Source organism: uncultured Brachyspira sp. (assembly GCF_944390595.1).
Taxonomy (GTDB): domain Bacteria; phylum Spirochaetota; class Brachyspiria; order Brachyspirales; family Brachyspiraceae; genus Brachyspira.
Map to the genome: position 1 here is coordinate 1 of NZ_CALXRN010000125.1, position 23,926 is coordinate 23,926.

Below are 23,926 nucleotides of genomic sequence, written 5' to 3' on the forward strand. Positions count from 1 at the left end.
TATCTAATCTTTCTAATACCAGCAGCAACAATATGGAGACAATGGATAAGAGGATTAAGGAGCTTCAATACATATTCTTACAGTTGTATAAGTTAGTAATATCCTTTAAGACAGAGAAAACAGAGCAAGAACTTGCAAAAGAGAAAGCTAAAAATGCTGTAGTAGATAAAACTAAATTAAGATTAGAACGAAGAGCAGAGAAATTGAGAGTTAAAGAAGAGAAGAGAAGATTAAAGGAATTGAAAAAGGAATCCAGCAAAGAAAGAAAATAAAAATAATATTTATAAAAATTAGTTTGATTATGAAAAGAGTTTACATTTTTATATTTGAAATATTGCTTTTTAGTATTTCATATTCTAATATTAGTCATAAATTTTATTGGAATTTGGAAAAGGGTAAGAGAATAGAATCAGTAAAAACTGCTGATGTTGAATATTATGAGAATGGTATATTAAAGAGTACCTATAAAGAAAGAAATATTATAGATTTAACTGTTATTGCAATCGCTCCTAACGGCGGATATAGAATGAGCGGAGTATTTAAAATATTTAGAATGATGAAAGGTGATAAAGTTTTTCATCTTGATGAAGAATACACTAGCGATTTTATAATACATACTAATGGAAAATTTGAGGTACCTTCTCATTATTTTATGCCTAATGTTAGACATGTACCTACATTTCCTGATAATGAAGTAAAACTTACTGAGTCTTGGAATAGAGAATCTATTGAAATTATAAAAGTAAACAATGCTCCTAATCTCACTATGGCATTATCAGCTGATTATTTATTTGCTAATATAGAAACTAATGATGACGGCAGTAAGAATGCTGTTATACAGTATCATATTATGACAGATAAAGATTTGTATCAAGCAGGACTTTCAAGAAAAGGATATCCTGAAAGAATATACGGATTTAATTATGGTACTTTTCTTTGGGATATGGAAAAAAATATTCCAGTATCTCAGCAGGAAAGATATCAAATATTGTTTGGTTATGGAAGGGAATTGTCTTATGCTAGTTTGCAGTATAAGATGAATATTGTAAGTAAATATAAAATTTATGATACAATTACAAAAGAAGAAGAAGATTATAACAGAAAAAAATTAGAAGATAATCTTAATAATGATGATAATGTTACAATAGATACTGTACCTGAAGGATTAGTATTAAGACTTGGAGAGATACTTTTTGATACAGATTCTTATACTTTAAAACCTGATGCTAAAAATACAATAGACAATATTATCAAGGCTATTAAAGAAACTTATCCTGACAGAGAAATTATAGTAGAAGGTCATACTGATAATACAGGCAGAAAAGAATACAATCAGGAATTATCAGAGAAAAGAGCAAAAACTGTAGCAGATTATATCTTGCCTAATCTTGATCATGATAAATTATCTTATAAAGGGCTTGCTGATGATGAGCCTATAGCTTCTAATGATACTCCGGATGGAAGAAGAAAAAATAGAAGAGTAGATATTATAATTAAATTGAGATAATTATTCTATATTTAGTGATAAACTTATCTAAAGTTGCTTTTATTTCAAAATTAAAAAATTATTGATAAAATATATTTTTATAATATAATAAATAATTCTTATGCAATACAAAATAATAAAATAAATTCAAGGTAATTATAAAATGGATCAATTTATAGACGTAGTAAGTTTTGAGATAGAAGCAGGACATGGAGGAGCCGGCAGTGTAAGCTTTAGAAGAGAAGCTCATGTGCCTATGGGAGGACCTGACGGAGGAAACGGCGGAGACGGAGGAGACGTTATTGTCAGAGTAGATGCTAGAATAAATAGTTTCGGTAAGATAAAAAGCAGAAAAAGATTCAGAGCAAGAGACGGAGAACCTGGAAGAGCTAGATTAAGCGACGGCAAGAGAGGAGATGATGTTGTTATAAGAGTTCCTATTGGTACAGTAATTTATAATGAAGATACAGAAAATATACTAGCAGATTTGCTTGAGGACGGACAAAGCTATACTGTTGCTAGAGGCGGAAAAGGCGGAAAAGGCAATAAATTCTATGCTACAGCTACAAATCAGGCGCCGGACTATGCACAGCATGGTTTGGAAGGCGAGAAATTAAATATAAGACTTGAAGTTAAACTTATAGCAGATATTGGGCTTGTAGGTATGCCTAATGCTGGTAAATCAAGTTTGCTTGCAAGACTTACAAGAGCTAATCCGAAAATTGCATCATATCCATTTACTACGCTTACTCCTAATTTAGGTGTTTGTTATTTAGATTATGAAAGAAGTTTTGTTATTGCAGATATTCCTGGTATTATAGAAGGAGCAAGCGAAGGTGCCGGACTTGGACTTACTTTTTTAAGGCATATTGAGAGAACTGGTGCTTTATGTTTTGTTATAGATTTAACTGATGAAGATGTGGCTGATACTTATAAAAAACTTAGAAATGAATTGAAACAATATAGTAAAGAATTAATAAAGAAAAAGTCTATTATAGTACTAAATAAAACTGATATGCTTGAAGAAGATGAGATAAAAGAAAAAGTAAAGGCAGTAGAAAAAGCAGTAAAAAAAGAATACAAAAATAATAAAGAAACTCATTATGAAGAACCTGAAATATTTGCTTTATCAGTATTTAGTTTGGATGGTGAATTGCTTGAAGATGTAATAAGCTCATTTTATAAAGCAAATGAATCAAGGTATGATAACACAGTAAAGGAGACAAGAGAACCTCTTTTACTTAATCAAAATAAAAGTAAATCCAAATTAAAAACTAAAAGAGTATTCGGACCAGTGGTGTCGAAGAGACTTGGCAATTCTTTGGGTATAGATGTTATACCTCATAAAACTTGCAGTTATAATTGTATATATTGTCAATTAGGTTCTGAAGAAAATACTAAAACTAATCTTGCTAATTATTATTCTGTTGATGAGATAATATATGAATTAAAAGAGGCTTTGCTCAATAATAAAAATATTGATTATATAACTTTTGCTGGTTCAGGAGAGCCTACATTATATAAAGATTTGAAAAAACTTATTTATGAAATAAAACAGATAACGGATATTCCTGTATGTATAATTACAAATGGTTCTTTGCTTTATAAACAGGAAATGCGTTCGGATTTGCTTATGGCTGATTTGGTTATACCTTCTCTTGATGCTGGTAATATTGATACATTTAAGATTATAGATCAGCCTAATAAAGAAATTGATTTTGATAAAATGGTTAATGGTCTTATAGAGTTTAGAAGAGTTTTCAAAGGAGAATATTGGCTTGAGGTATTCTTACTCAAAGGTATTAATGATAGTGAAGAAGAACTTGATGATATAATAAAAATAGCTAAACAGATAAAACCGGATAGGGTGCAGCTTGTTACAGCTACAAGAAGAACTCCTAATGATAAGGCTAAAGCTTTAAGCAATGAAGAAATGGAAAAAGTTAAAAAATATTTTGAATCAAAATGTGATTTAGAAATAGATGTTCCAAGCGTATCTGATAATGCTAAAGGAAATACTAAAAAAATAACAGAAGAAGATATAATAAATTTTTTAATAAGACAGCCTGATACAGTTCATATGATAGCAATTAGTTTTAATGAAGATGAAAGCAGGGTAAGTGAATTATTAAAAAAATTAGTTGAAAGCGGAAAGGTTAGAGAAGAAATCGTTAATGGCGTATTATCTTATGCTGTTAATATTTGATTTGTTAAAAATAGTTTTTTGACAAAATCTTTTATTTTTACTATAATGTTATATTATATAATTAATTTTTTATAGGATTAGTATTATGTCAAATAATGTTGCTGTACTTTATAAAAGTAAATATGGTACTACAAGAACTTATGCTAAATGGATAGCTGATAAAGTTCATGGCGATTTATATGGTATTGATAATATATCATTTGAAAATTTGAATAATTATGATTTTATTGTTTTTGCTGGAGCTTTATATGCAGGTAAACTTTCATCTGTTAAAGGAATAAAAAGATTCTATAAAAAATTAAAGGGTAAGAAAAATTTATATTGTGTTATTGTTGGACTTACTAATCCTGAAGATAAAGAATTTTACAACAATGCTGTAAATCAAAATTTTAAATCTGATGAAAAAGATAATATGAAATTTTATTTTTTACGCGGAAGCATAGATTTTGATAAATTAAAACTTCATCATGTATTAATGATGCATATGCTTAGAAGAATAGTAGCAACTAAAACAGTAAAAACTGAAGATGAAAAAGCTTTATTAGATAATTATGGTAAAAAAATAGATTTCTTAAATAAAAATTCCATAGAAGAAATAGTATTAGATATAAAAAATAAAAATAAAGAATTAAAAATCAATTCATAATTTCTTAATTTAATTGTATAAATATCTTAATCTTATGTAAGATTTATATATAAAACTCATTATTTTATTTTACATTTCATACAAATTTTTAAAAAAATTGTAAATTTCTAAAAAAAAATGAACTATATATACGTATTTTTTATAAAAAACGCTTGTATTTATCATAGTATTTGTTATATTATAGTTGTAAGCAAAAATAAATAAAAATGCTTATAACTAAAAACGATATAATTAAAGGAGATTATAGATATGACTAATAATAAATATGACATAGTAATAATAGGTTCTGGTTTAGGAGGATTAACTTCAGGAGCTTATTTAGCAAAAAAAGGAAAAAAAGTATTGGTTTTAGAAAGCCATAATATAGTAGGCGGATGTGCTACAGTATACAAAAGAAAAAATGTTAAATTTGAAGTTGGATTACATGAGATGGATATGGCTAAAAAAAGCAGAGATGGAAAGTATCCTATATTAAAACAATTAGGTATTTATGACAGAGTTGATTTTGTTAAATTGCCTCAAACTTGGAGAATAAAAACAGAAGCTACAGATTTAGTTATACCTGAAGGTTATGAGAATATTATGAATACGTTAGAAAAAGAATTCCCAGAAGAGAAGGGCGGTATAAAAAAATATTTCGGCGGACTTTCAAGAATAATGTATATGATAAGAAGACTTCCTTATGACTTAAAGTTTTTTGATTTCTTTTTCTATCCTATAACAACATTCCCAATGAATTTATATCATTTATTTACACAAAAGAAACTTGGAAATGTTTTGGATTCAATAATAAAAAGTGATAAGTTAAAAAGAATATTAAATATCAATATAACTTACTATCATGATAATCCTTATGAATTTACTTGGTATTACCATGCTTGTGCTCAAGGCGGATACTATAACCAAGCTTGTTTTATCAAAGGAGGAAGCCAAAAATTATCCGATGCTTTAGCTGATATAATAAGAGAAAACGGAGGAGAGGTTAGAGTTTCTTCAGAAGTTAAAAAAATAAATGTAAAAGGAAATATTGCTGAAGGCGTAACTTATTTTGATAAAAAGACAAAACAAGAAGTTACAGTAAATGCTGATTATGTAATAGCTAATGCTGCACCTAAGGTTGTTTATGATGAACTTCTTCCAAAAGGATATGAAGATAAGAGAATAAATAAACTTAAAAACTCAGTTTCTTTATATACAGTTTATATAATATTTAAGAAGAAATTTAAAGAACTTTATCCTAACAATGCATACTCTACTTTTATAAGTACAGAAAAAATGTTGAACACTCCATTTAAAGAAGATGCTAAGGGACAAAGAAGAATACCAGTAGAAGATAGAAACTTTGTATTTGTTGATTATTCTACAATAGACAGCGGACTTGTAGAAGAAGGTGATGAACGTTCATTTGCTGTATTGACAGGTCCTTCATATTTAGATGAGTGGAAAGATTTAAGCGATGAAGAATATAAAGCTAAAAAGAAAGAGTTAGCAGAGAAATTGATAGACAGAGCAGAACAGCATTATCCAGGATTCAGAGACAATATTGAATATTATGAAGTTGCTACACCAAAAACAATAAAGAGATATATTAAAACTCCTGAAGGTACAGCTTACGGATTTGTTCAAGATGCTTATTTGAAGAAGAGCCGTTCTGTAAGAGTATCTCCTACAGTTAAGAATCTTCATTTTGCTAGTGCTTGGGGATTCCCTGGCGGAGGATTTACAGGAGCTATAATGAGCGGATATTTGGCAGCAAGAAATATATTATTCCCTATAAAGCCTTATATAGCATTGAGAATACTGCTTTGTGCTGCTTTTGGAACTGCTGTAGGTACTGCTCATCATTGGATTCCTGCTTTGATGAACTTGTTTAAGTAATAAATAATGCTTCACAGTCTTATTTAATATAAGACTGTGAATTTTGAAAACATATTATAAAAAATAAAAACATAAAAATATAAAGGAGAAATAAAAATGAAAAATAAAATTATAACAATATTAGTTCTTACAATGATATCAAGTATAATGGCCTTTGGACAAAATGCTGATGATATAGTTGGATTATGGTACAGTCAGGCAGATTCTAAAAATAGAGTTTCTGTGGTTCAGATTTATAAAGAGAATAATAAATACTATGCTTATTCATTTGCTTATAGAAATTCAACTGATACCGTAAATGATGTTAATAATCCAAAAGCAGAATTAAGAAACTTGCCTTTAAAAGGTCTTGTATATTTGTATGACTTACAGTTTTCTAATGGAGAATGGAAAGGCGGAAAAATATATAATCCTGAGCAGGGAAAAACATATAATGCCAAAGCTAGTCTTTCAGATAATAAGCAGGAGTTAAAAATAAAAGCTACTATAGACGGAGCAGGACTTTTTGGTAAAACTCTTACTTGGAAAAAAGTTCCTAGTAATGAAGTTTCTAAATATACGCCATTAAATAAAAGTGAATTGAGAAAATTAAATTAAAAATAGAATATAGTCGGTGTATAGTAATCAATATACACCGGCAAAATAAATAATAAAATTTTAGTAATTATACTGGAGAAAAATTATGAAAAAGATATTAGCAATTATACTCATTACGTTTATAAGTATACCGTTATTAGCACAAGACGATGTGAAGCCTCAAAGAGATTTCACTGATAAATCCGATGAAGGATGGTATTTTTCAAACCACTTTTTAGGAAGATGGAATCATTTTGGGGCTTTATATCAAGGACAATTATTTTATAAAAAGGCTTTATTTAGAGAGATGAATAATTTTTTCTTTGCTGATTCTTATGTACTTGCAGGAATTGAACAGGAATTCAGCAGCTTTTCAAGAACTTCTGCTTATGTGGAATTTCAGCCTTTAATAGCATTAAAAATGTTGTTTAAGTTTACTTATGAAGCAGGACTTGCTCAATCCGGAAGACCTGCTTTAGTAGATTCTGATACAAAAGAATTTAATCATGCTTTGCCTCCTTTTACAGGACTTAATCCTATGACTAGAAAACCTCAGTATGTAGGCGGAAACACTATATATGTTCAGATGGCTCCTACTCTTACTATTGGCGGACCTGCCGGACCTGGATTAATAGCTTTGATATATACTCCGTACATTACTTATATAAGAGCTTTTGGTGTTGATAAAAATAGCTATGTATATTTACCTAGAGATGCCATAGTTGTTAAAGCAGAAGACTTTTATTTTAATCATGATATAAAATTAGGTTACAGCATGAAAGAATGGGGTATGGCTTTTGCTATTAATACAACTATAGAACACATGCTTTCATCAAGTAAAGATCTTTATAGAGTTGGATTGTTTGCTGCTTATTCTTATAAAAAGGCTTTAAATGCTGTGCCTAGTCTTTCACCATTTGCTAATGTAAAAGTTGGTACTTGGCTTGTTGAAAAACATATACAATATCATTTTGCCATACAGCTTGATGTTGGTATAGAGTGGAAATTCCATTAATATATATATGTTCTTTAATAACTAGATATTAGAACTTGCAAATAAATCTAACTATTTGCAAGTTTTATATAATAAATATTTTACAAAAGTCTATCATGTATGTTTTTTATACTAAACATATTTTGATTAATTAGGGGAAATTATGAAGAAAAAAATTTTATGGACATTATCGCTTTTAATATTTTCAAGCGTATTATTTGCCCAAACTCCAAAAGCCAATGATATAGTTGGACTTTGGTATTCTGAAAAAGATGCTGACGGCTTAATACCTGTAGTAGAAATATTTGAAGAAAATGGTAAATATTACGGCTACTTTTTCGATTATAAAGGCGGATATAATGGTCCTGATAAAAAAGATGTAAAAAATCCAAATAAAGAATTGAGAGATTTGCCTGTAAAAGGATTAGTTTATTTAATGGGTTTATCTTTTGATCAGAATGAATGGAAAGGCGGAAAGATATATAATCCTTATGATGGAAAAACTTATAATGGAAAGTTATCTTTAGAAAAAAATGGTCAGGAGCTTTTAGTAAGAGGTTCTTTGGATAAAGCAGGAATACTTGGAAAAACTATGAGATGGACTAGAGTGCCTGATTCTGAAAAATCAAAATATACCCCTTTAAAAAGATCTCAATTAAGAAGACTTAATTAATTGACGGTATGGGATGGGAGGCTTTAATTAAGTTTCCCATTTTTTTTTAACTTTATTTTATCTCCTATAGAACTATATATAATACCAATAAGTATTAAAATCCCTCCTATAACTTGAGATATCAATAATGTTTCTCCCAGCAATATAACAGCCTCTAAAGAAGAGAAAAAAGGTATTGAATCATATATAATTCCTGCTTTGATTGCTCCTATTTTTGCAATAGCCATATTCCATAATATAAATCCCAAAGCTGATGGGAAAATACCAACATATACAAGTATTAAAGCAGATTTTATATCCAAAGGAGTTGCTGTTTTATTCATATAAGATAAAAGCATTGCAATAAATAATGGTATTATGCCAATTACTACCATAAGATAAAAGAATGTAGATTGAGATATTTCTTTAGGTCTTACTCTTAATGTTAATGTATAAACTGCAAATAATATTACAGCAAGGAGCATATATAAATCGCCTATTGAAAATTTTAATTTTGTTAGAATTTCTATGCTTCCTTTTGTTATTAATATAACTACACCTATTATAACTATTAATAATCCTAATTTTTGATTTATAGTTAATTTTGTTTTCCATATTATTCTGCTTATTATTGCCATTATAATTGGAGATAAAGTTGCAAGTAATGACATATTAGTTGCATTGCTTGTATGTGCTGCTAAATATACAAATGTATTGAATATTGTTATTCCTAATATTGACATTATTATTATTTGTATCCATCGGCCTTTTGCATACTTTATATTTTTTATTAATTTTTTTAAGCAGAATGGAGTTAACACTATAAATGTTACAAACCATCTGTAAAAAGAAATTTCTATAGGACTGAAATTAACAAGGAATCTAGCTGCTACAAAGTTTCCGCTCCATATAATAACAGCTAATATTGCAAGTATGTATCCGTAATTTTTATCTGATGACATAGTATTTCCATTTTTATTATTAATAGCATACAATATTATTACAAAATTATTTTTTTTCAATTACTTTTTATTATTTTATTGATTTTATTCTGTAATATGCAGCTGAAATAATTGCTGATAAAATTGCAATTGATGCTAATACTATGTAAGCAGTATTTATTGAATATACATCTATTAATTTTCCTGTTATTATTGGGAATATAAATATACCAAAAGAATATGTTGATTGAAAAAATCCCATAGCTGATGATTTTTTTTCTACTTCTATTTCTTTTACGGATTCACTAGTAAGCAAAGATGATAATATACCTGATGAAAACCCGCCTAAAATTTGCGATAGTGTTATTATAAGTATATTATTGGTTGATATTACTATTATGCAATATACAGCCATCATTATAAATGATATAGAAACGTATACTTTGATATTTTTCTCATTTTTTATTTTGCTTGGAAGAAATGCTCCAATTATAGCAAAAAACATACTTGTTATTGAAGCTAGGCCTACATTTTGAGAAGTTCCTCCAAGTTCTTTTATTCTGTTTAAAGTGAATGAGATAATTGCTGATATTTGTACTCCCTGCATTACTATTGCAAGCAAAGAAAATACTATTAATCTTTTATTCTTTATAACAGAAAATAGTCCTTTTACAGACATTCTTTTATTAATTTTATTATCCTTTAAGAATAATCCTAAAAATGCAACTAAAGCTCCTGATACTGCACTTACAATAAGAAGAAATTTCATTCCAAGCTTATCATAAGAAAATGCTGCTGTTAAGAAAGCTATAAACATACCAAGTACATTTGAAACTAATGCTTTGCTTGTTGCTTTATATTCTTCATTTTTGTTAAAATATGATACATATAAAATTATAAATACAGTCCAAATTGATGCTGATATTCCGCATAATAAATTTCCTATAAAAAAACCATAAGCATTTGTATTTATCAATCTTATTATAGCACCAATGGAAGTTAGAACTCCCGCCAGCATTATAAAAAATTTTGATTTGCCTATATAATCATTAAGTAATCCGAATGGAAATTTCAAAAACATCTGTGCAGTGCCGTAAACACCTATTATAATACCTATCATAGAAGAAGTTATATTAATAGATGATAAATAAGTAACTTGATAGGGTATATAAACATATAATGAAAGCCATAAAAAAGTCATTATGATAAATAATAAACGAGACATATATAATTCCTAATTAATAAAAAATAAAGCTGCTTAAAAAAATTAAACAGCTTTTATATTATACATTTAAATCATTTGTTTGTACATCATAATTCATCAACATTTATTTCAGCAACAGAATTAAGTACATAATTAGGTCTGTAAGGAAACTCTTTTATCATTTCTTTTGTAGTAACACCTGAAAGTACAAGACAAGTTTTCATACCTGCACCAAGTCCTCCTAATATATCAGTATCCATTCTGTCCCCAACCATTAATGTATTTTCACTATGGGCATTAATTTGATTTTTTGCTATAGACATCATAATAGGGTTAGGCTTTCCAACTATATAAGGTTTTTTACCTGTAGCTGTTTCTATAGCGGCAAGTATAGGTCCTACAGCAGGAACCAATTCTCCATTTGGAGCAGGGTCTACTATATCCGGATTGCATCCTATAAATCTAGCACCTTTATTAATTAAATGTACTGCCTTTTGAAGCATATCAAAATTAAATGCATTAGTTTTTCCAACTACAACATAGTCAGGATTAACATCATTTATACTGTATCCTACATTATAAAGTTCGCTTACAAGTCCTCCGGTACCTATTACATAAGCAGTTCCGTTTTCAAGCTGTCTTTGAAGGAATATTGCTGTTGCCTGTGCTGCTGTAAAGAAATGTTTTTCTTCTAAACCATTTACGCCTAATGATTCTAATTTTCTTTTTAAATCTCTCGGAGTTTGTTCTGCATTATTTGTTAAAAATAGAAATGGAATATTTTTATGAAGCAGCATGCTTATAAAATCTTTAGCACCGTCTATTAAATTATTGCCTCTGTATATAACTCCGTCCATATCTGATATTATACTAATCATTGATTTTTCCTCTATTTATTTTTTATTATTTTCCTTATTAATTAGATTATTATTTAAATATTTTTTAAATTGTATAAATATAAAATAAAAAGTCAATTATAATTTTTTTAATAAAATCTAATATAAAACAATTCTAAATATATTTTGTAAATTTTATTTTTTGAACTATATTTTTATTCTTATAAAAGAATATTAATTAAATTTAGTTTCAGACTCAAAGCTACATTATTACCATAAGGTTTTTATTTGCGGTGTTTTTTGTTCAAATATCATACAGATTTTATAGGATTTTGTTTCTGATTATTAGTGGATATGTATCCATATATTTAAAAAAAGAAGAGAGTTAAAAAATAATTAACTCTCCTCTTATTTAGTAACTTTTTAATTTACTATTATAGTATTATCTTTTTAATTTTCTGCCTTCTTTATCAGTGAATTTGTCTAGTATTATCATTACGATATCTATAACATACCATATACCAAGACCGCCGGCAGTAAGCCAATATAATATACCTGTACCTATTTTTCCTACATAGAACCTATGAACTGGTAGGAATATTGCTAAAATTAATGTAACAACCCAGCTTTTATCTGAAGTTTCTATATAACTCTCCTTAAAGTTTATTTACTATACCAGTGTATACTATATTTAAAAAATGCAATATATAATTAAAATAAAAGGCCGACATATAAAAAATGCCAGCCTTAAACATTCAAAAAGAATTAAATCAATTTAATGCTTTTAATTCTTCTACCTCTTTAGCAAATAATTTCAAAGCACTTTCCACAACAGCAGGTTTAGTCATATCAACACCAGCAACTTTTAAATTCTCTATAGGTGTTCTGCTTCCTCCACTCTTTAAGAATTTTAAATAATTATCTCTGTTTGTGTAGTCATTTTTAGCATTGCCCTCAAGCACTCCGTTAGATAAAGCAACAGCAGCTGACATACCTGTAGCATATTTATAAACATAGAATGAACGGTAGAAATGAGGTATTCTCAAAGCCTCTAAATCGCTTACCTCTTCAAGTACAGCTTTTTCTCCAAAATATTTTTTTAATAAATCTTTATAAACTGTTCTTATAAGCTCTAATGTTGTAGGATTGCCTTCTTCTGCTTCTTTATGAATTATATGCTCAAACTCTGCAAACATAGTCTGTCTGAATACTGTAGCAACAAATCCGTTTATATCTTTATTAAGTAAAAATGCTTTAACTTCTTTCTTACTTTCATTTTGCATTAAATAATTAAATAGAAGTTTTTCATTGAAAGTAGATGCAACTTCTGCTTCAAATATGCTATAATCATGATGTTGGAAAGGATTATTTTTTCTGCTGTAATAGCTATGCATACTATGTCCTGCCTCATGTGCTAATGTGAATACCGATTCAATGCTTTCATCTCTGAAGTTCATTAATATATAAGGTTCTGATACATAGCATCCGGAAGAGAATGCTCCGCTGCTTTTTCCTTTATTTTCATATCTGTCAACCCATCTTGAATTAAGTCCGTTCGTTAAAGTTGATACATATTCTTCACCTAAAGGAGATAATGCTTTATTTAAAACTTCTATTGCCTCAGTAAATGTATGTTTTATAACTACATCATTAACAACAGGAGCATATTTATCGTATTGTCTGAAATCGCTTATTCCTAATTTTTTAGCACAGTATTCATAATAGCTATGAACTGAAGGCAAGGCATTATGCACACTCTCAATTAAGCTGTCGTAAACGCTAACCGGTATATCATCACCGAATAATTCCATTTCACGTACGCTGTTATAATTTCTTATTCTAGCATCGAATATATCCTGTTTTATTTGGCTTGCATAAAGTTCTGCTAATGTGTTTTTGTGTTTATCATATTCTTTATAAAATTGATTATAGCTGTTTTTTCTTATTTCTCTGTCATGGCTCTCTTGAAAACTTGAGAATGTTGCATGAGTTAATGGAGTTTTCTCTCCGTTATGTTCTAATACTCCGAAATCTAAATCTGCATCATTTAAAGTATCGAATACATTTGAAACTGTTGATGATAATTCGCTTTGAAGTGCGAGTATTCTCTCTTCTTTCTCTGATAATGTATGAGGCTTGTATTTAAGTATATTGTTTAAATAAATTAAATAATCTTTTAAAATATCATCTTTTAAAAAACTATTAATTTTATCATCGTCTATGCTCATAAGTTCCGGTTCAAAATAGCTTAAATTAGCAGAAAATTCTGAAGAAAGTTTAGTAAATCTAGCTACTTTAACATTAGAGTCATTATTAGTTAAATCTTCTGTTTGTTTTAAGAATGCATAAGTTCCTAATTTATCTAAAATAATTGACGTTTTCATTATAGAATCTAGTATATTTTTTAATTCATTTGCTGATTTTGATAAATTTCCTTTGAATTTTATTACCTCTTTTGAGAACTCTTCCATAGATTTAAAATCTTTCTCAAACTCTTCATCATTTTTATATAATAAACTTAAATCCCAAGTATCTTCTATTTTTACATCTTTTCTTTCAATTAACGTATTTGTCATATATGTTCACTCCTTTCTTTTTTATTAATAAATAATAACATTTTGTATAAATATTTGTAAATTATATCATAATATAATATTTTACAAAATGATAAATAATTATATAATATAGCAATATAAAATATTTATTGCTGGAATATTATTTTGAAACGGTATATTCTTTTTAATGAACAAACAATTGAAAAGCAAATTTCTAAATTAAATGAAATTATAGAAAATAATAATTTATATAAATTAAGTTATGAATTAGAACAAATATTGTATTGTGAGTTAAAAGCTGGAAATATAATAAGGGAAATTTCAGTTGGAGGATTTGCAAATGAAAATCATTTATTTATTTTTTTAAATGATTCTTTTATTTCAAAAGCTATAAAAAACAGTGAAAATATAGAATACATAGAGGTTAATGATCCACATTATTGGAAAGCAGAATACACAGATTTAAAAAATAATCAAACTATAGCTTGTCCTTTTTAAATATTATAATTAAAAGTAAGGAGGTAAATATTTATGGAAAGTTTTAATTTAAATGATATTGAACAAATAATGACTTTTTATTTAATATTTAATTTTGTAATATTAGCATGTTTAATATATATTGTAATATCTTTAATTTTTAGATTGATTCCTAAAAAACAAGAAGAAAATACTAAAGATAATAAGAAAAATAAATCTTTGAATAAAAGAAAAAAGAAAGATATAATAGACTTATTTTGGACTGAGGATAAAGATAGTAAAGGCAGAACAATTTTTAGAAGAAGTTTTTTAATAGTTCTTATTGTATTTACATCTATTTATATATTTAATTCTTTTAATTTTATAATGTCTAATATTGATGTTGTTAAAAAAGTTTTAAAAATAGGATAGCTATTATATATTTTGTTTTTTATGTTATAATTTTTTAATATATAGAGGTTATTTATAGATGGATGATAAAGTTCGCATAGCAAATGAATCAAGATTTACCATAGTTCAAACAACAGATATTCATAGTATGATATTTCCTTATAATTTTATGAAAGACAAAGAAGAAAATACATCTATGGCACATGTTTATAGTTATGTAAAGAAACTTAGAGATGAAGGTAAAACGGTATTGTTATTGGATGACGGTGATTTTTTGCAGGGACAGCCTGCCGTTTATTATTATAATTTTGTAGCAACTAATGAAACTCATATATGGTCTGAGATTTTAAATTATATGGAATACGATGCTGTAGTTTTAGGAAATCATGATATAGAGGCTGGTCATGATGTATATGACAAAATAAATAAAGAGATAAAAGCTCCATTATTAGCAGCTAATTTAATTGATGAAAATACCAAAGAACCATATTTTAAACCTTATACTATAGTTGAAAAGAAAGGTGTAAAAATAGCTGTATTGGGACTTATAGAGCCGGCAATAGAAAGACAGCTTCCAAAAGTTTTGTATTATGGATTAGAAACTGAGGACATGGTTGAATCTGCTAGAAAATGGATTAAGGTTATAAAGGAGAAAGAAAAGCCTGATATGATAATAGGCTTATTCCATTCCGGAGCTAATCATACAGAAGATAAAGAAAAATATAAAAATGAAAATGCAAGTCAGTTAGTAGCTGAAGAAGTTGATGGATTTGATTTAATATTGGTAGGGCATGATCATCAAGGCTGGCTTGGACTTGGTTATGATGAAATCTCAAAAAAGAAAACTAAAGAAGTAAGAAATTCAAAGGGTAAGATTATACCTATATTCGGAGGAGTTAATTCTGCAAGATATATAGTTTCTATAGATGTATTTGTAAACTATAATGAAGAAAATAAGATTTGCGATATACAATTTGATGGAATTTTATTAGAGCCGTCTGAGTTTGAAGCTGACAGAGAATTTTTGAGTAAATTTAATGATTCTAAAGAAAAGATAAAAAAATGGGTTAGCAGGGATATAGGCAGACTTAGTACAAAATTAATGTCAGATGAGGCTTTATTCGGAGACAGTTATTTTTTAAGTTTTATACATAAGATGCAGTTTGAGATATCCAAAAAAGAGCTTGGAGAAGATATAGATATTTCTTTTGCTGCTCCTTTAAGTAAAGATGCTGTTTTGGATAATGGTGCTGTAAAATTAAAAGATATGTTCAGTCTATATCCATGTGAAAATTTTTTCTATATTATGAAGCTTACTGGAAAGCAAATAAAAGATTTTATGGAATATTCTTACGGCAGATGGTTTAATACTATGACCAATATTGATGATCATTTAATAGCTTTTAAAAAAGATAACAAGGGAAAATTAATATTTAATAAAAGATATAATTCTTATGATACTTTAACACCAATATACAATTATGAAAGCATTGCTGGATTAAACTATATTGTTGATGTTACAAAGCCTTATGGAAATAAAGTTCATATAGAAGGATTTACTGACGGAAGAAATTTTGAATTGGATAAAGAATATAAAGTTGGTATTAATTCCTATAGAGGAAGCGGCGGCGGATGTCATCTTATAAAAGGGGCAGGCATAGATTTGAAAACATTACAAAATATGAAGCTAGTATTAAAATCTACAGATAAAGATTTGAGATATTATATTATCAGGTGGTTTGAAGAACAAAATTCTGCTGTAACAGTTGAAAAACTTAATAATTGGAAAGTTGTTCCTGAAGATTATCTTCATGCCGGAATGAAGAAAGATTATCCTCTAATATATCCTGAAATATAATTTTATGCATTTGATTTTTTATGTATAAAATATACTATAAATGTAAAAGCTAAATATGCTGCGGAAGTTATAACAGCAGTTACTAAATTATCCCAAGTTGAACCTACTGCTAGAACAGTATTAAGTATTGGAACTATTAAAAGTCCTGTTACTGACATTAAAGAAAAACCTAAAGAGAATTCTGTTAATGCTGGGCTTTTATATTCAGGATCGCATATTTTAAGAAGAGTCATTCCAGTTATTAATACTCCAGTTAAAGTACCCCAAGAAATTATCGCTCTTTCAAAAGCATAGTCATTTTTAAATAGCATGTTGCTGAATGTAAATACTATAATGTAAGTTACTACAAAGCCAATTACGCACATAACTATTATAGGTGCTATATAATATATTATTGCTTTAATAGGAAGGCTTGTTATTGCTGATACTATAGCAAAGTCGCTTAATGTTCCTATTATTTTTGCTTTTACTTTTGCATCCACCATCCATGATAATTTTAGCTTTTTTATAATCATATTTAAAGCAAACATTATAATCATAGAATATGTCCATACTGGAAGAACATCCAAACCAGCTATTCCAACTTTTTTTATGAAGTTTAAAACTATATAAGCCAAACCGCATACAGCAAATATTACAGCCAAATGAAATGTTATAGTTTCTATAGAACTGCTTAAAAAAGTTTCTCTTCCTAAACTTGATTGCTTGCTTATATCATTATTGTAGCCAACTTCCATGTTTCTGTCTATTTTATTTATATTAGTATCATCGTCTTTAGCTATCTTTTTAATAACATTAGTCTTATTTGTTCTAACGGCTATATTTATAAATATAATACCGAATATCATGCCTCCAACAAGTCCTACAGTAGCAGTGGTTAAAGCAACGCCCTGTGCTATTTCCCATTGAGCTATTCCAAATCCTTCAAGTAATTTTCCAGTTGCCGCAGCCAATCCATGTCCTCCAGCAAAACCTGCTGAAAGTTCATAACCGAAAGTTCTGTATATATCCATTTCCGGACTAATTTTTGTAAATAATATATTAGTTGCATATCCTATAGCTGACTGCGCCATGCTTGCACATTGAAATATACCAAATGCAATTAATACTTTAGTTGGATATAAAGATTTAATAGTCTTAGTTTCATTTAAAAACATTCCCAAAGGAATAGCTGCAAATATTGGTATGGATAATACACCCGGTAAAAGCGAATATGTTTTTATCCATTCTGATGATATTGAAAAATTTGAAAATCTCCCTAAAATTTCAGGTGAAATTAAAAGTCCTACAAATCCTCCTATTACAGATGCTGGAAGATATAATGATTGGAATAATTTAACTTTAGCCCTTAAAAATACTCCTATTAAAAGTAAAACAGAAAGTAATGATAATGACTGAAGTAATTCAGTTAATAATTGCGATGTCATATTGTTTCCTTAAAATTAATTGTTTTTATTTTGTAAAGATGCTTTATCAATTTTATTGCTTTTATCTTTTATTATTTCTTCTCTTTCTTCTATTTTTATAGTATCTCCGTAAAATTTTGGCGGACGGTTTAATAATATATCAATAAACATTAATGCTCTTGCACCTAATTCTCTTGGGAACTGTCTTATTCTATATAGCTTTCTTACATTATGAGCATTATAAGCTATAGCATTTATTTTTTTCTGTCTTGCTATTAATATTGCTCTTTCATTATGAAAAGGCTGTGAAACTATAGTAAAATTACTAAGTTCAAATACTTTATTTGCTCTGATTATTGAGTCTCTGGTTCTAAATCCTGCAAAATCTAAAAATATATGTTTTTTATCTACTCCTAATCTTATTAAGTCTAAACGCATTTGTCTAGGTTCATTGTAAGATCTGTATCTGTTGTCACCGCTTACTAATATAAATTTAACCTTTCCGCTTTTGTAAAGCTCATAAGCAGCATCCATTCTAAATTTGAAATACATATTAATTTGTCCGTTATAAAGATACTTGCTTGTACCCAATACTAAAGCTACATCATTATATGGTATTTCTTCTAAAGACGAATATATATATTTTCTTGAGTATATAGAAACTGATAAATACGATACAATCATAAATATTGAAGATATTATAATAATTTCAGGCATTAATATAAATGCAGATATAAACAGAAATATTATATAATAAAATAATTTATATAGAATATTTTTATTGTGTATCTTTTTTTTTACTATTTTATAATTATCTTTTATTTTTAGTATTTTTTTATTGTATCTATTTTTTAATATATTCATAAATCCTACATTCGTATTGTAGCAATAGTATACTAAAATAATTTATATTGTCAATCTATTTTATTATCTAATTTTAATAGTATTGCTTTACTTTTTTATATATTAGTGTACAATAGTACCATGTTAAATAAATTTTATATAATCTTTGCTTTTTCTCAAGCAAGCAAGCAAGCAAGCAAGCAAGCAAGCAAGCAAGCAAGCAAGCATAATTCATTCTTTTTAATTAATAATTTATATTGTACTATATCTAGGAGTATTATATGTTTTTAGAAAATCCTGTAAATTATGAGGATAATATTTTAAATAGAATAAAAATTTATGAAGAATATTCATTAATGAGTGATGTAGATAGAAAATTTTTAAATGGAGTTATAAGAGAAGCTAAACCAAAAAAAGTTTTGGAAATAGGTGTTTTTGCTGGTATGAGTTCAGCAATAATATTAAATGCTATTAAAGATTTTAAAGATTCTTTTCTATATTCTGTTGATTATAATACTTTATTATTTAATGATAAAACTAAGAAGTCTGGTTTTATATTGGAAAAAAAAGAATATAGTAATTTATTAGATAGACATAAATTATATACAGGCGGAGTTACAGCTAAATTTATTGAGGAAATAGGAGGAGATATAGATTTATGCTTTATTGATACAGCACATATTAATCCTGGCGAATTTATGGATATTTTAATGGTTCTGCCTTATTTGAAAAAGAATGCTGTAGTAATAATTCATGATGTATCATCTCATACATTTTCATATCAAAATAATAAATTAATATGTACATGCGGTGTATTATTTAGTGCTCTTAAAGGAAGAAAAATAATACCAAATGACGGTATATTTAATACTATTGGTAATATAGGTGCTGTAATATTAGATGATGATATATTGGATAGAGTTTATGATTACTTCCATTTATTAACTTTGCCATGGGAATATTTACCGACAGATGAAGATATAGATATAACAAAAAATATATTTCTTAAATACTATGATAAAAAATATGTTGATATGTTTGTTAATATATATTCTTACCATAAAAAAGAAATTACAGCTATGAATGATAATATAAAAAATGAAACTGTTATTAAAGATAAGAGTGATTTAGAGGAGAGAGTAAATACTTTAGAATCCAGATTATTAATTATGGAAAAATATGTAAATAGAAGATTTGATAAAATCATTAATAAAGTAGCATGGTTTATACCTTTTAGGGGAATGCGTGATAATTTCAGAAATGATTTAATAGAATAATTTATAATAAATTACATTGCAATATATTATTGTATTTTTAATAATATAAGCTTAGTCATTATAATTTTATTTTTTGTATAGTAAATCAAATATTATATTTTGTAATTCTTATAAAAGATAGTTATTTATGAACTAAATAAAAGTTAAGTATTTTTATTTATAGTATAACTAATTTAAAATTATTACTGTTAAAAGTTAAGAAAAAATTTACTTTAAGTATTGCAATATTATGTAAAAATATTATAATATTAGCAAATAAAAAAGGAGAATGATTATGTCCTACGTTGCAAAAACAGGCATGTATTCAGTATTTGATAATTCAAATACTTTCTGTGTAAATAATAATTCTAAAAAATCTAATTTTTCTGCAATCAATAATATTAATATTCTCATCCTCCTATCTATTATTCTCAATATTCTGTTATAATTTAATCTAATATATCAATAATTATACATTTATAACTACAATAGAAATTTTAATTATAAGTTTCTATAAGTAGAAATATTAAAAAATAAATTTAAGAAGGTTATAAAATTAATTTTAAAGGAGTTTGTAATGAAGTTGAATGGTTCTGAAATAATAATGGAAGTTTTAATAGAACAGAACATAGATACTGTATTTGGTTATCCGGGCGGGGCTGCTTTATTTATATATGATGCTATTTATAAATATAGAGATAAAATAAAACATATAATGCCTGTTGATGAAGTAGGTGCTTGTCATGCCGCTGACGGGTATGCAAGAGCAAGCGGTAAAACAGGAGTTGTAATAGCTACAAGCGGACCAGGTGCTACTAATTTAGTAACACCTTTAGCAACAGCATATATGGACAGTGTTCCTTTAATTGCAATAACTGCTAATGTTCCTGAAAGTTTAATAGGTAAAGATTCATTCCAAGAAGTTTATATTGCTGGAATTACAATGCCTATAACTAAACATAATTTTGTAGTTAGAAAAATGGAAGATTTGGCTGATACATTAAGAAAAGCTTTTATGATAGCTAATACTGGAAGAAAAGGACCTGTTTTAATAGATATACCTAAGAATTTCACTTTTGCAGAAACAGAATTTGTATCAAGAGAAAAATTTGAACCTAAAAAAATTGAAATAACATCAGAAGATGAAAAAACAATAGAAGAAGTAGCAAAATTAATAAATGAATCTAAAAAACCTATAATATATTTCGGCGGAGGAGCAAAAGATTCAAGCGATAAATTAAGAGAGTTTATGATTAATTCTAATATACCTTCTGTTCATACTTTAATGGGGGCAGGTGTATTGGGATATAAAGAAAAATTAAATATAGGACTTTTGGGAATGCATGGTTCTGTTACTGCTAATAAGGTAATGAATGAAGCAGATTTAATATTGGCTGTTGGAACTAGATTCAGCGATAGAGTAGCTTTGAACACTTCAAAATTCGGAGGCACTGCTAAAAAGGTTCATATAGATATTGACAGGAGTGAAATAAATAAAAATGTCCATGTTGATTACAGTATAATAGGCGATTTAAATTATGTTTTAGATAAATTTAAAAAATTGGTAAAAAGAGTAAAAGATGATGAATGGGTAGAATATTTATCAGAATTAAGAACTAAAGAAATGAAAGAAGATTCTGACAGAAATACAAAAAAAGATGCTATTTATCCAAGCAAGGTTATGAATGTAATAGGAGAAAAAACCAAGGATGAAGCTATATATGTTACAGATGTAGGGCAGCATCAAATGTGGGCAGTTCAGTATATAAGACATATTAAGCCTAGAAGTTTTATAACAAGCGGAGGTTTAGGTACTATGGGATTCGGATATGCTGCTGCTTTAGGTTCTCAGGTTGCAAATCCAGATAGAAGGGTAATACATATAACAGGAGACGGATCTTTCTATATGAATTTAAATGAAGTAGCTACTGCTGTTGAATATGATTTGCCTGTCATAACAATTATACTTAATAACAGTACATTAGGTATGGTTAGACAATGGCAGACTATATTCTATGATAAAAGATATTCAAGTACAGATATAAATAAGAAAATGGATTATGTTAAAGTTGCTGAGGGTTTTGGAGCAAAAGGCTTCAGATGTGAAACTATAAAAGAATTTGAAAATGCGTTTGAAGAGGCTTTGAAATGCAAATGCCCTGTATGGATAGAATGTGTTATAGATAAAGATTTGAAAGTTTTACCTATGATTCCAGCCGGCGGTACTATAGATGATATAATAGTAGATTAATAATTATAGGAGTAAAAAATGAACAGCAAACAAAGAAGAGTTTTAGTTTTATTTGTAGATAATAGTTCAGGTGTATTAAATAGAATAACTTTATTGTTCAGTCAAAAAGGGTTTAATATAGAAACAATAACTTGTTCTGTAACATGTGTGCCAAGCATATCAAGAATGACTATAGTAACAGAAGGCGATGATTCTCATATAACACATATTATGAAACAAGCTTCAAAACTGATAGAGGTTCATTCTGTACATTTGATAGATCATTTAAATAGCATAATAAGAGATTTATTATTAGTAAAGATAGAAATTAATGATGCTAATAAACGTAAAGCATGCGATATAACTAATGCCCATAACGGGCTTATACTTGATATAGGAAATAAAAGCATGATAGTTGAAATTACGGCTTCTGCATCTGTAATAGACGGATATTTAGAATCATTAAAGGATTTTAATATTTTAGAACTTTCAAGAACAGGCGTAACATCTATACAGCTTGGAGATGCAGTTCCAGATATGAATATAATAAATAATTTTGAATTTTAAATATATTAAAAAATAAAAAGGAGAGATAAAAATGATAAAAAAATATTATGATGCTGATTGTAATCTAGGAGTACTAGACGGTAAAACTATAGCTATAATGGGATACGGCAGTCAAGGACATGCTCATGCTCAGAATTTAAAAGACAGCGGAATGAATGTTGTAGTTGGTTTAAGAAAAGACAGTGCTAATTTTAAAAAGGCTCAGGAAGCTGGATTAAAAGTAATGGAAGTTGAAGAAGCTGCTAAAGCTGCTGATGTAGTAATGATGCTTGTTCCGGATGAGGTTTCAGCTGATATATACAATACTCAAGTTGCACCTTATATGAAAGAAGGAAATGTATTAATGTATGCACATGGATTTAATATTCATTTCCAATTTGTAGTTCCTGCTAAAAATATAGACGTTATAATGGTAGCTCCAAAAGGACCTGGACATACTGTAAGAAGTCAGTATTTAGAGGGAAGAGGAGTACCTAGCTTAATAGCAGTTTATCAGGACTTCAGCGGAAGAGCAAAAGATTATGCTTTAGCTTATGCTTCCGGTATAGGTGCAGGACGTGCCGGTATATTAGAAACTACTTTCAGAGAAGAAACAGAAACTGATTTATTCGGTGAGCAGGCTGTATTATGCGGCGGTGTTACAGAATTGATGAAAGCAGGATTCGATACTTTAGTTGAAGCAGGTTATGAACCGGAAATGGCTTATTTTGAATGTATACATGAAATGAAGTTGATTGTTGATTTAATATATTCAGGCGGATTTGCTATGATGAGATACTCTATATCAAATACTGCTGAATACGGCGATTACAGAACTGGAAGAAGAATGATCACTGAAGAAACTAGAAAAGAAATGAAAAAAGTATTAAGAGAGATACAAGACGGTACTTTTGCTAGTGAGTTTATTCAAGAGTTTAGTGCAGGC

General features: G+C 27.9%; 21 protein-coding genes and 1 pseudogene. 15 read left to right on the forward strand and 7 right to left on the reverse strand.

The window, feature by feature from the left end:
* The 8 genes and pseudogenes from Q0J90_RS07135 to Q0J90_RS07170 form a co-directional block, all read left to right on the forward strand.
* Positions 1 to 272 (forward strand): annotated as a pseudogene (locus tag Q0J90_RS07135) (methyl-accepting chemotaxis protein); the annotation flags it as partial.
* Between the two features lie 29 nt (positions 273 to 301).
* Positions 302 to 1,507, forward strand: a complete 1,206-nt coding sequence (locus Q0J90_RS07140; RefSeq protein ID WP_297277247.1) for an OmpA family protein — start codon at positions 302 to 304, stop codon at positions 1,505 to 1,507.
* Between the two features lie 142 nt (positions 1,508 to 1,649).
* Entirely contained in the window at positions 1,650 to 3,692 is a 2,043-nt protein-coding gene (gene obgE / locus Q0J90_RS07145) for a GTPase ObgE (protein WP_297277248.1), read from the forward strand.
* Positions 3,693 to 3,777: 85 nt separating this feature from the next.
* Positions 3,778 to 4,338 (forward strand): flavodoxin domain-containing protein, encoded by a 561-nt coding sequence (locus tag Q0J90_RS07150; RefSeq protein WP_297277249.1) that lies wholly within the window; start codon positions 3,778 to 3,780, stop codon positions 4,336 to 4,338.
* A gap of 249 nt (positions 4,339 to 4,587) precedes the next feature.
* Entirely contained in the window at positions 4,588 to 6,216 is a 1,629-nt protein-coding gene (locus Q0J90_RS07155) for an NAD(P)/FAD-dependent oxidoreductase (RefSeq protein WP_297277250.1), read from the forward strand.
* Between the two features lie 96 nt (positions 6,217 to 6,312).
* Entirely contained in the window at positions 6,313 to 6,813 is a 501-nt protein-coding gene (locus Q0J90_RS07160; protein WP_297277251.1) for a DUF2147 domain-containing protein, read from the forward strand.
* Between the two features lie 85 nt (positions 6,814 to 6,898).
* Entirely contained in the window at positions 6,899 to 7,807 is a 909-nt protein-coding gene (locus Q0J90_RS07165; RefSeq protein ID WP_297277252.1) for a hypothetical protein, read from the forward strand.
* A 142-nt stretch (positions 7,808 to 7,949) separates the two neighbouring features.
* Complete coding sequence (locus tag Q0J90_RS07170; RefSeq protein WP_297277253.1) at positions 7,950 to 8,459, forward strand: DUF2147 domain-containing protein; 510 nt, start codon at positions 7,950 to 7,952, stop codon at positions 8,457 to 8,459.
* Positions 8,460 to 8,482: 23 nt separating this feature from the next.
* On the opposite strand, the gene Q0J90_RS07175 is transcribed toward Q0J90_RS07170, so the two are convergent.
* From Q0J90_RS07175 to pepF, 5 genes are all read right to left on the reverse strand, one after another.
* Entirely contained in the window at positions 8,483 to 9,400 is a 918-nt protein-coding gene (locus tag Q0J90_RS07175; RefSeq protein WP_297277254.1) for a DMT family transporter, read from the reverse strand.
* Between the two features lie 70 nt (positions 9,401 to 9,470).
* Positions 9,471 to 10,604, reverse strand: a complete 1,134-nt coding sequence (locus tag Q0J90_RS07180) for an MFS transporter (protein ID WP_297277255.1) — start codon at positions 10,602 to 10,604, stop codon at positions 9,471 to 9,473.
* 86 nt (positions 10,605 to 10,690) lie between these two features.
* Complete coding sequence (locus tag Q0J90_RS07185) at positions 10,691 to 11,461, reverse strand: HAD-IIA family hydrolase (protein ID WP_297277256.1); 771 nt, start codon at positions 11,459 to 11,461, stop codon at positions 10,691 to 10,693.
* Positions 11,462 to 11,861: 400 nt separating this feature from the next.
* Complete coding sequence (locus Q0J90_RS07190) at positions 11,862 to 12,065, reverse strand: TM2 domain-containing protein (protein ID WP_297277266.1); 204 nt, start codon at positions 12,063 to 12,065, stop codon at positions 11,862 to 11,864.
* A gap of 124 nt (positions 12,066 to 12,189) precedes the next feature.
* Complete coding sequence (pepF, locus tag Q0J90_RS07195; RefSeq protein ID WP_297277257.1) at positions 12,190 to 13,995, reverse strand: oligoendopeptidase F; 1,806 nt, start codon at positions 13,993 to 13,995, stop codon at positions 12,190 to 12,192.
* A 144-nt stretch (positions 13,996 to 14,139) separates the two neighbouring features.
* Here pepF and Q0J90_RS07200 point away from each other — a divergent pair, with 144 nt between their 5' ends.
* From Q0J90_RS07200 to Q0J90_RS07210, 3 genes are read left to right on the forward strand one after another with little or no spacing between them, the layout of a single operon-like run.
* Entirely contained in the window at positions 14,140 to 14,472 is a 333-nt protein-coding gene (locus Q0J90_RS07200; protein ID WP_297277258.1) for a hypothetical protein, read from the forward strand.
* 33 nt (positions 14,473 to 14,505) lie between these two features.
* Positions 14,506 to 14,862, forward strand: coding sequence for a hypothetical protein (locus Q0J90_RS07205; protein WP_297277259.1), 357 nt, complete (start codon positions 14,506 to 14,508; stop codon positions 14,860 to 14,862).
* Positions 14,863 to 14,920: 58 nt separating this feature from the next.
* Complete coding sequence (locus Q0J90_RS07210) at positions 14,921 to 16,699, forward strand: 5'-nucleotidase C-terminal domain-containing protein (protein WP_297277260.1); 1,779 nt, start codon at positions 14,921 to 14,923, stop codon at positions 16,697 to 16,699.
* Positions 16,700 to 16,701: 2 nt separating this feature from the next.
* Here Q0J90_RS07210 and Q0J90_RS07215 read toward each other — a convergent pair whose 3' ends face one another.
* Positions 16,702 to 18,126, reverse strand: coding sequence for a sodium/glutamate symporter (locus Q0J90_RS07215; RefSeq protein WP_297277261.1), 1,425 nt, complete (start codon positions 18,124 to 18,126; stop codon positions 16,702 to 16,704).
* Between the two features lie 15 nt (positions 18,127 to 18,141).
* Entirely contained in the window at positions 18,142 to 18,969 is an 828-nt protein-coding gene (locus Q0J90_RS07220) for an ElyC/SanA/YdcF family protein (RefSeq protein WP_297277262.1), read from the reverse strand.
* Between the two features lie 260 nt (positions 18,970 to 19,229).
* Between Q0J90_RS07220 and Q0J90_RS07225 the strand changes: the two genes are divergently transcribed.
* The 4 genes from Q0J90_RS07225 to ilvC form a co-directional block, all read left to right on the forward strand.
* Positions 19,230 to 20,225: a class I SAM-dependent methyltransferase gene (locus tag Q0J90_RS07225; protein WP_297277263.1), complete on the forward strand. Its 996-nt coding sequence runs from the start codon at positions 19,230 to 19,232 to the stop codon at positions 20,223 to 20,225.
* Positions 20,226 to 20,781: 556 nt separating this feature from the next.
* Positions 20,782 to 22,455 carry a biosynthetic-type acetolactate synthase large subunit gene (gene ilvB / locus Q0J90_RS07230; RefSeq protein WP_297277264.1) on the forward strand — a complete coding sequence of 558 codons (1,674 nt, stop codon included), beginning with the start codon at positions 20,782 to 20,784 and terminating at the stop codon, positions 22,453 to 22,455.
* A gap of 18 nt (positions 22,456 to 22,473) precedes the next feature.
* The gene (gene ilvN / locus Q0J90_RS07235; RefSeq protein ID WP_028329643.1) at positions 22,474 to 23,001 is read left to right on the forward strand and encodes an acetolactate synthase small subunit; all 528 of its coding nucleotides are present in this window, start codon (positions 22,474 to 22,476) and stop codon (positions 22,999 to 23,001) included.
* 31 nt (positions 23,002 to 23,032) lie between these two features.
* Positions 23,033 to 23,926 (forward strand): ketol-acid reductoisomerase (gene ilvC, locus Q0J90_RS07240; RefSeq protein ID WP_297277265.1); only part of this gene is annotated, 894 nt, incomplete at its 3' end.

Excerpts from the sequence above, each read along its gene's own strand:
- Q0J90_RS07215 (WP_297277261.1), bottom strand. The coding sequence starts at position 18,126 with ATGACATCGCAATTATTAACTGAATTACTTCAGTCATTATCATTACTT.
- pepF (WP_297277257.1), bottom strand. The coding sequence starts at position 13,995 with ATGACAAATACGTTAATTGAAAGAAAAGATGTAAAAATAGAAGATACT.
- Q0J90_RS07225 (WP_297277263.1), top strand. The coding sequence starts at position 19,230 with ATGTTTTTAGAAAATCCTGTAAATTATGAGGATAATATTTTAAATAGA.
- Q0J90_RS07140 (WP_297277247.1), top strand. The coding sequence starts at position 302 with ATGAAAAGAGTTTACATTTTTATATTTGAAATATTGCTTTTTAGTATT.
- Q0J90_RS07170 (WP_297277253.1), top strand. The coding sequence starts at position 7,950 with ATGAAGAAAAAAATTTTATGGACATTATCGCTTTTAATATTTTCAAGC.
- Q0J90_RS07150 (WP_297277249.1), top strand. The coding sequence starts at position 3,778 with ATGTCAAATAATGTTGCTGTACTTTATAAAAGTAAATATGGTACTACA.
- Q0J90_RS07185 (WP_297277256.1), bottom strand. The coding sequence starts at position 11,461 with ATGATTAGTATAATATCAGATATGGACGGAGTTATATACAGAGGCAAT.
- Q0J90_RS07210 (WP_297277260.1), top strand. The coding sequence starts at position 14,921 with ATGGATGATAAAGTTCGCATAGCAAATGAATCAAGATTTACCATAGTT.
- Q0J90_RS07165 (WP_297277252.1), top strand. The coding sequence starts at position 6,899 with ATGAAAAAGATATTAGCAATTATACTCATTACGTTTATAAGTATACCG.
- Q0J90_RS07180 (WP_297277255.1), bottom strand. The coding sequence starts at position 10,604 with ATGTCTCGTTTATTATTTATCATAATGACTTTTTTATGGCTTTCATTA.
- Q0J90_RS07160 (WP_297277251.1), top strand. The coding sequence starts at position 6,313 with ATGAAAAATAAAATTATAACAATATTAGTTCTTACAATGATATCAAGT.
- Q0J90_RS07220 (WP_297277262.1), bottom strand. The coding sequence starts at position 18,969 with ATGAATATATTAAAAAATAGATACAATAAAAAAATACTAAAAATAAAA.
- ilvB (WP_297277264.1), top strand. The coding sequence starts at position 20,782 with ATGAAGTTGAATGGTTCTGAAATAATAATGGAAGTTTTAATAGAACAG.
- obgE (WP_297277248.1), top strand. The coding sequence starts at position 1,650 with ATGGATCAATTTATAGACGTAGTAAGTTTTGAGATAGAAGCAGGACAT.
- Q0J90_RS07155 (WP_297277250.1), top strand. The coding sequence starts at position 4,588 with ATGACTAATAATAAATATGACATAGTAATAATAGGTTCTGGTTTAGGA.
- Q0J90_RS07205 (WP_297277259.1), top strand. The coding sequence starts at position 14,506 with ATGGAAAGTTTTAATTTAAATGATATTGAACAAATAATGACTTTTTAT.
- ilvN (WP_028329643.1), top strand. The coding sequence starts at position 22,474 with ATGAACAGCAAACAAAGAAGAGTTTTAGTTTTATTTGTAGATAATAGT.
- Q0J90_RS07175 (WP_297277254.1), bottom strand. The coding sequence starts at position 9,400 with ATGTCATCAGATAAAAATTACGGATACATACTTGCAATATTAGCTGTT.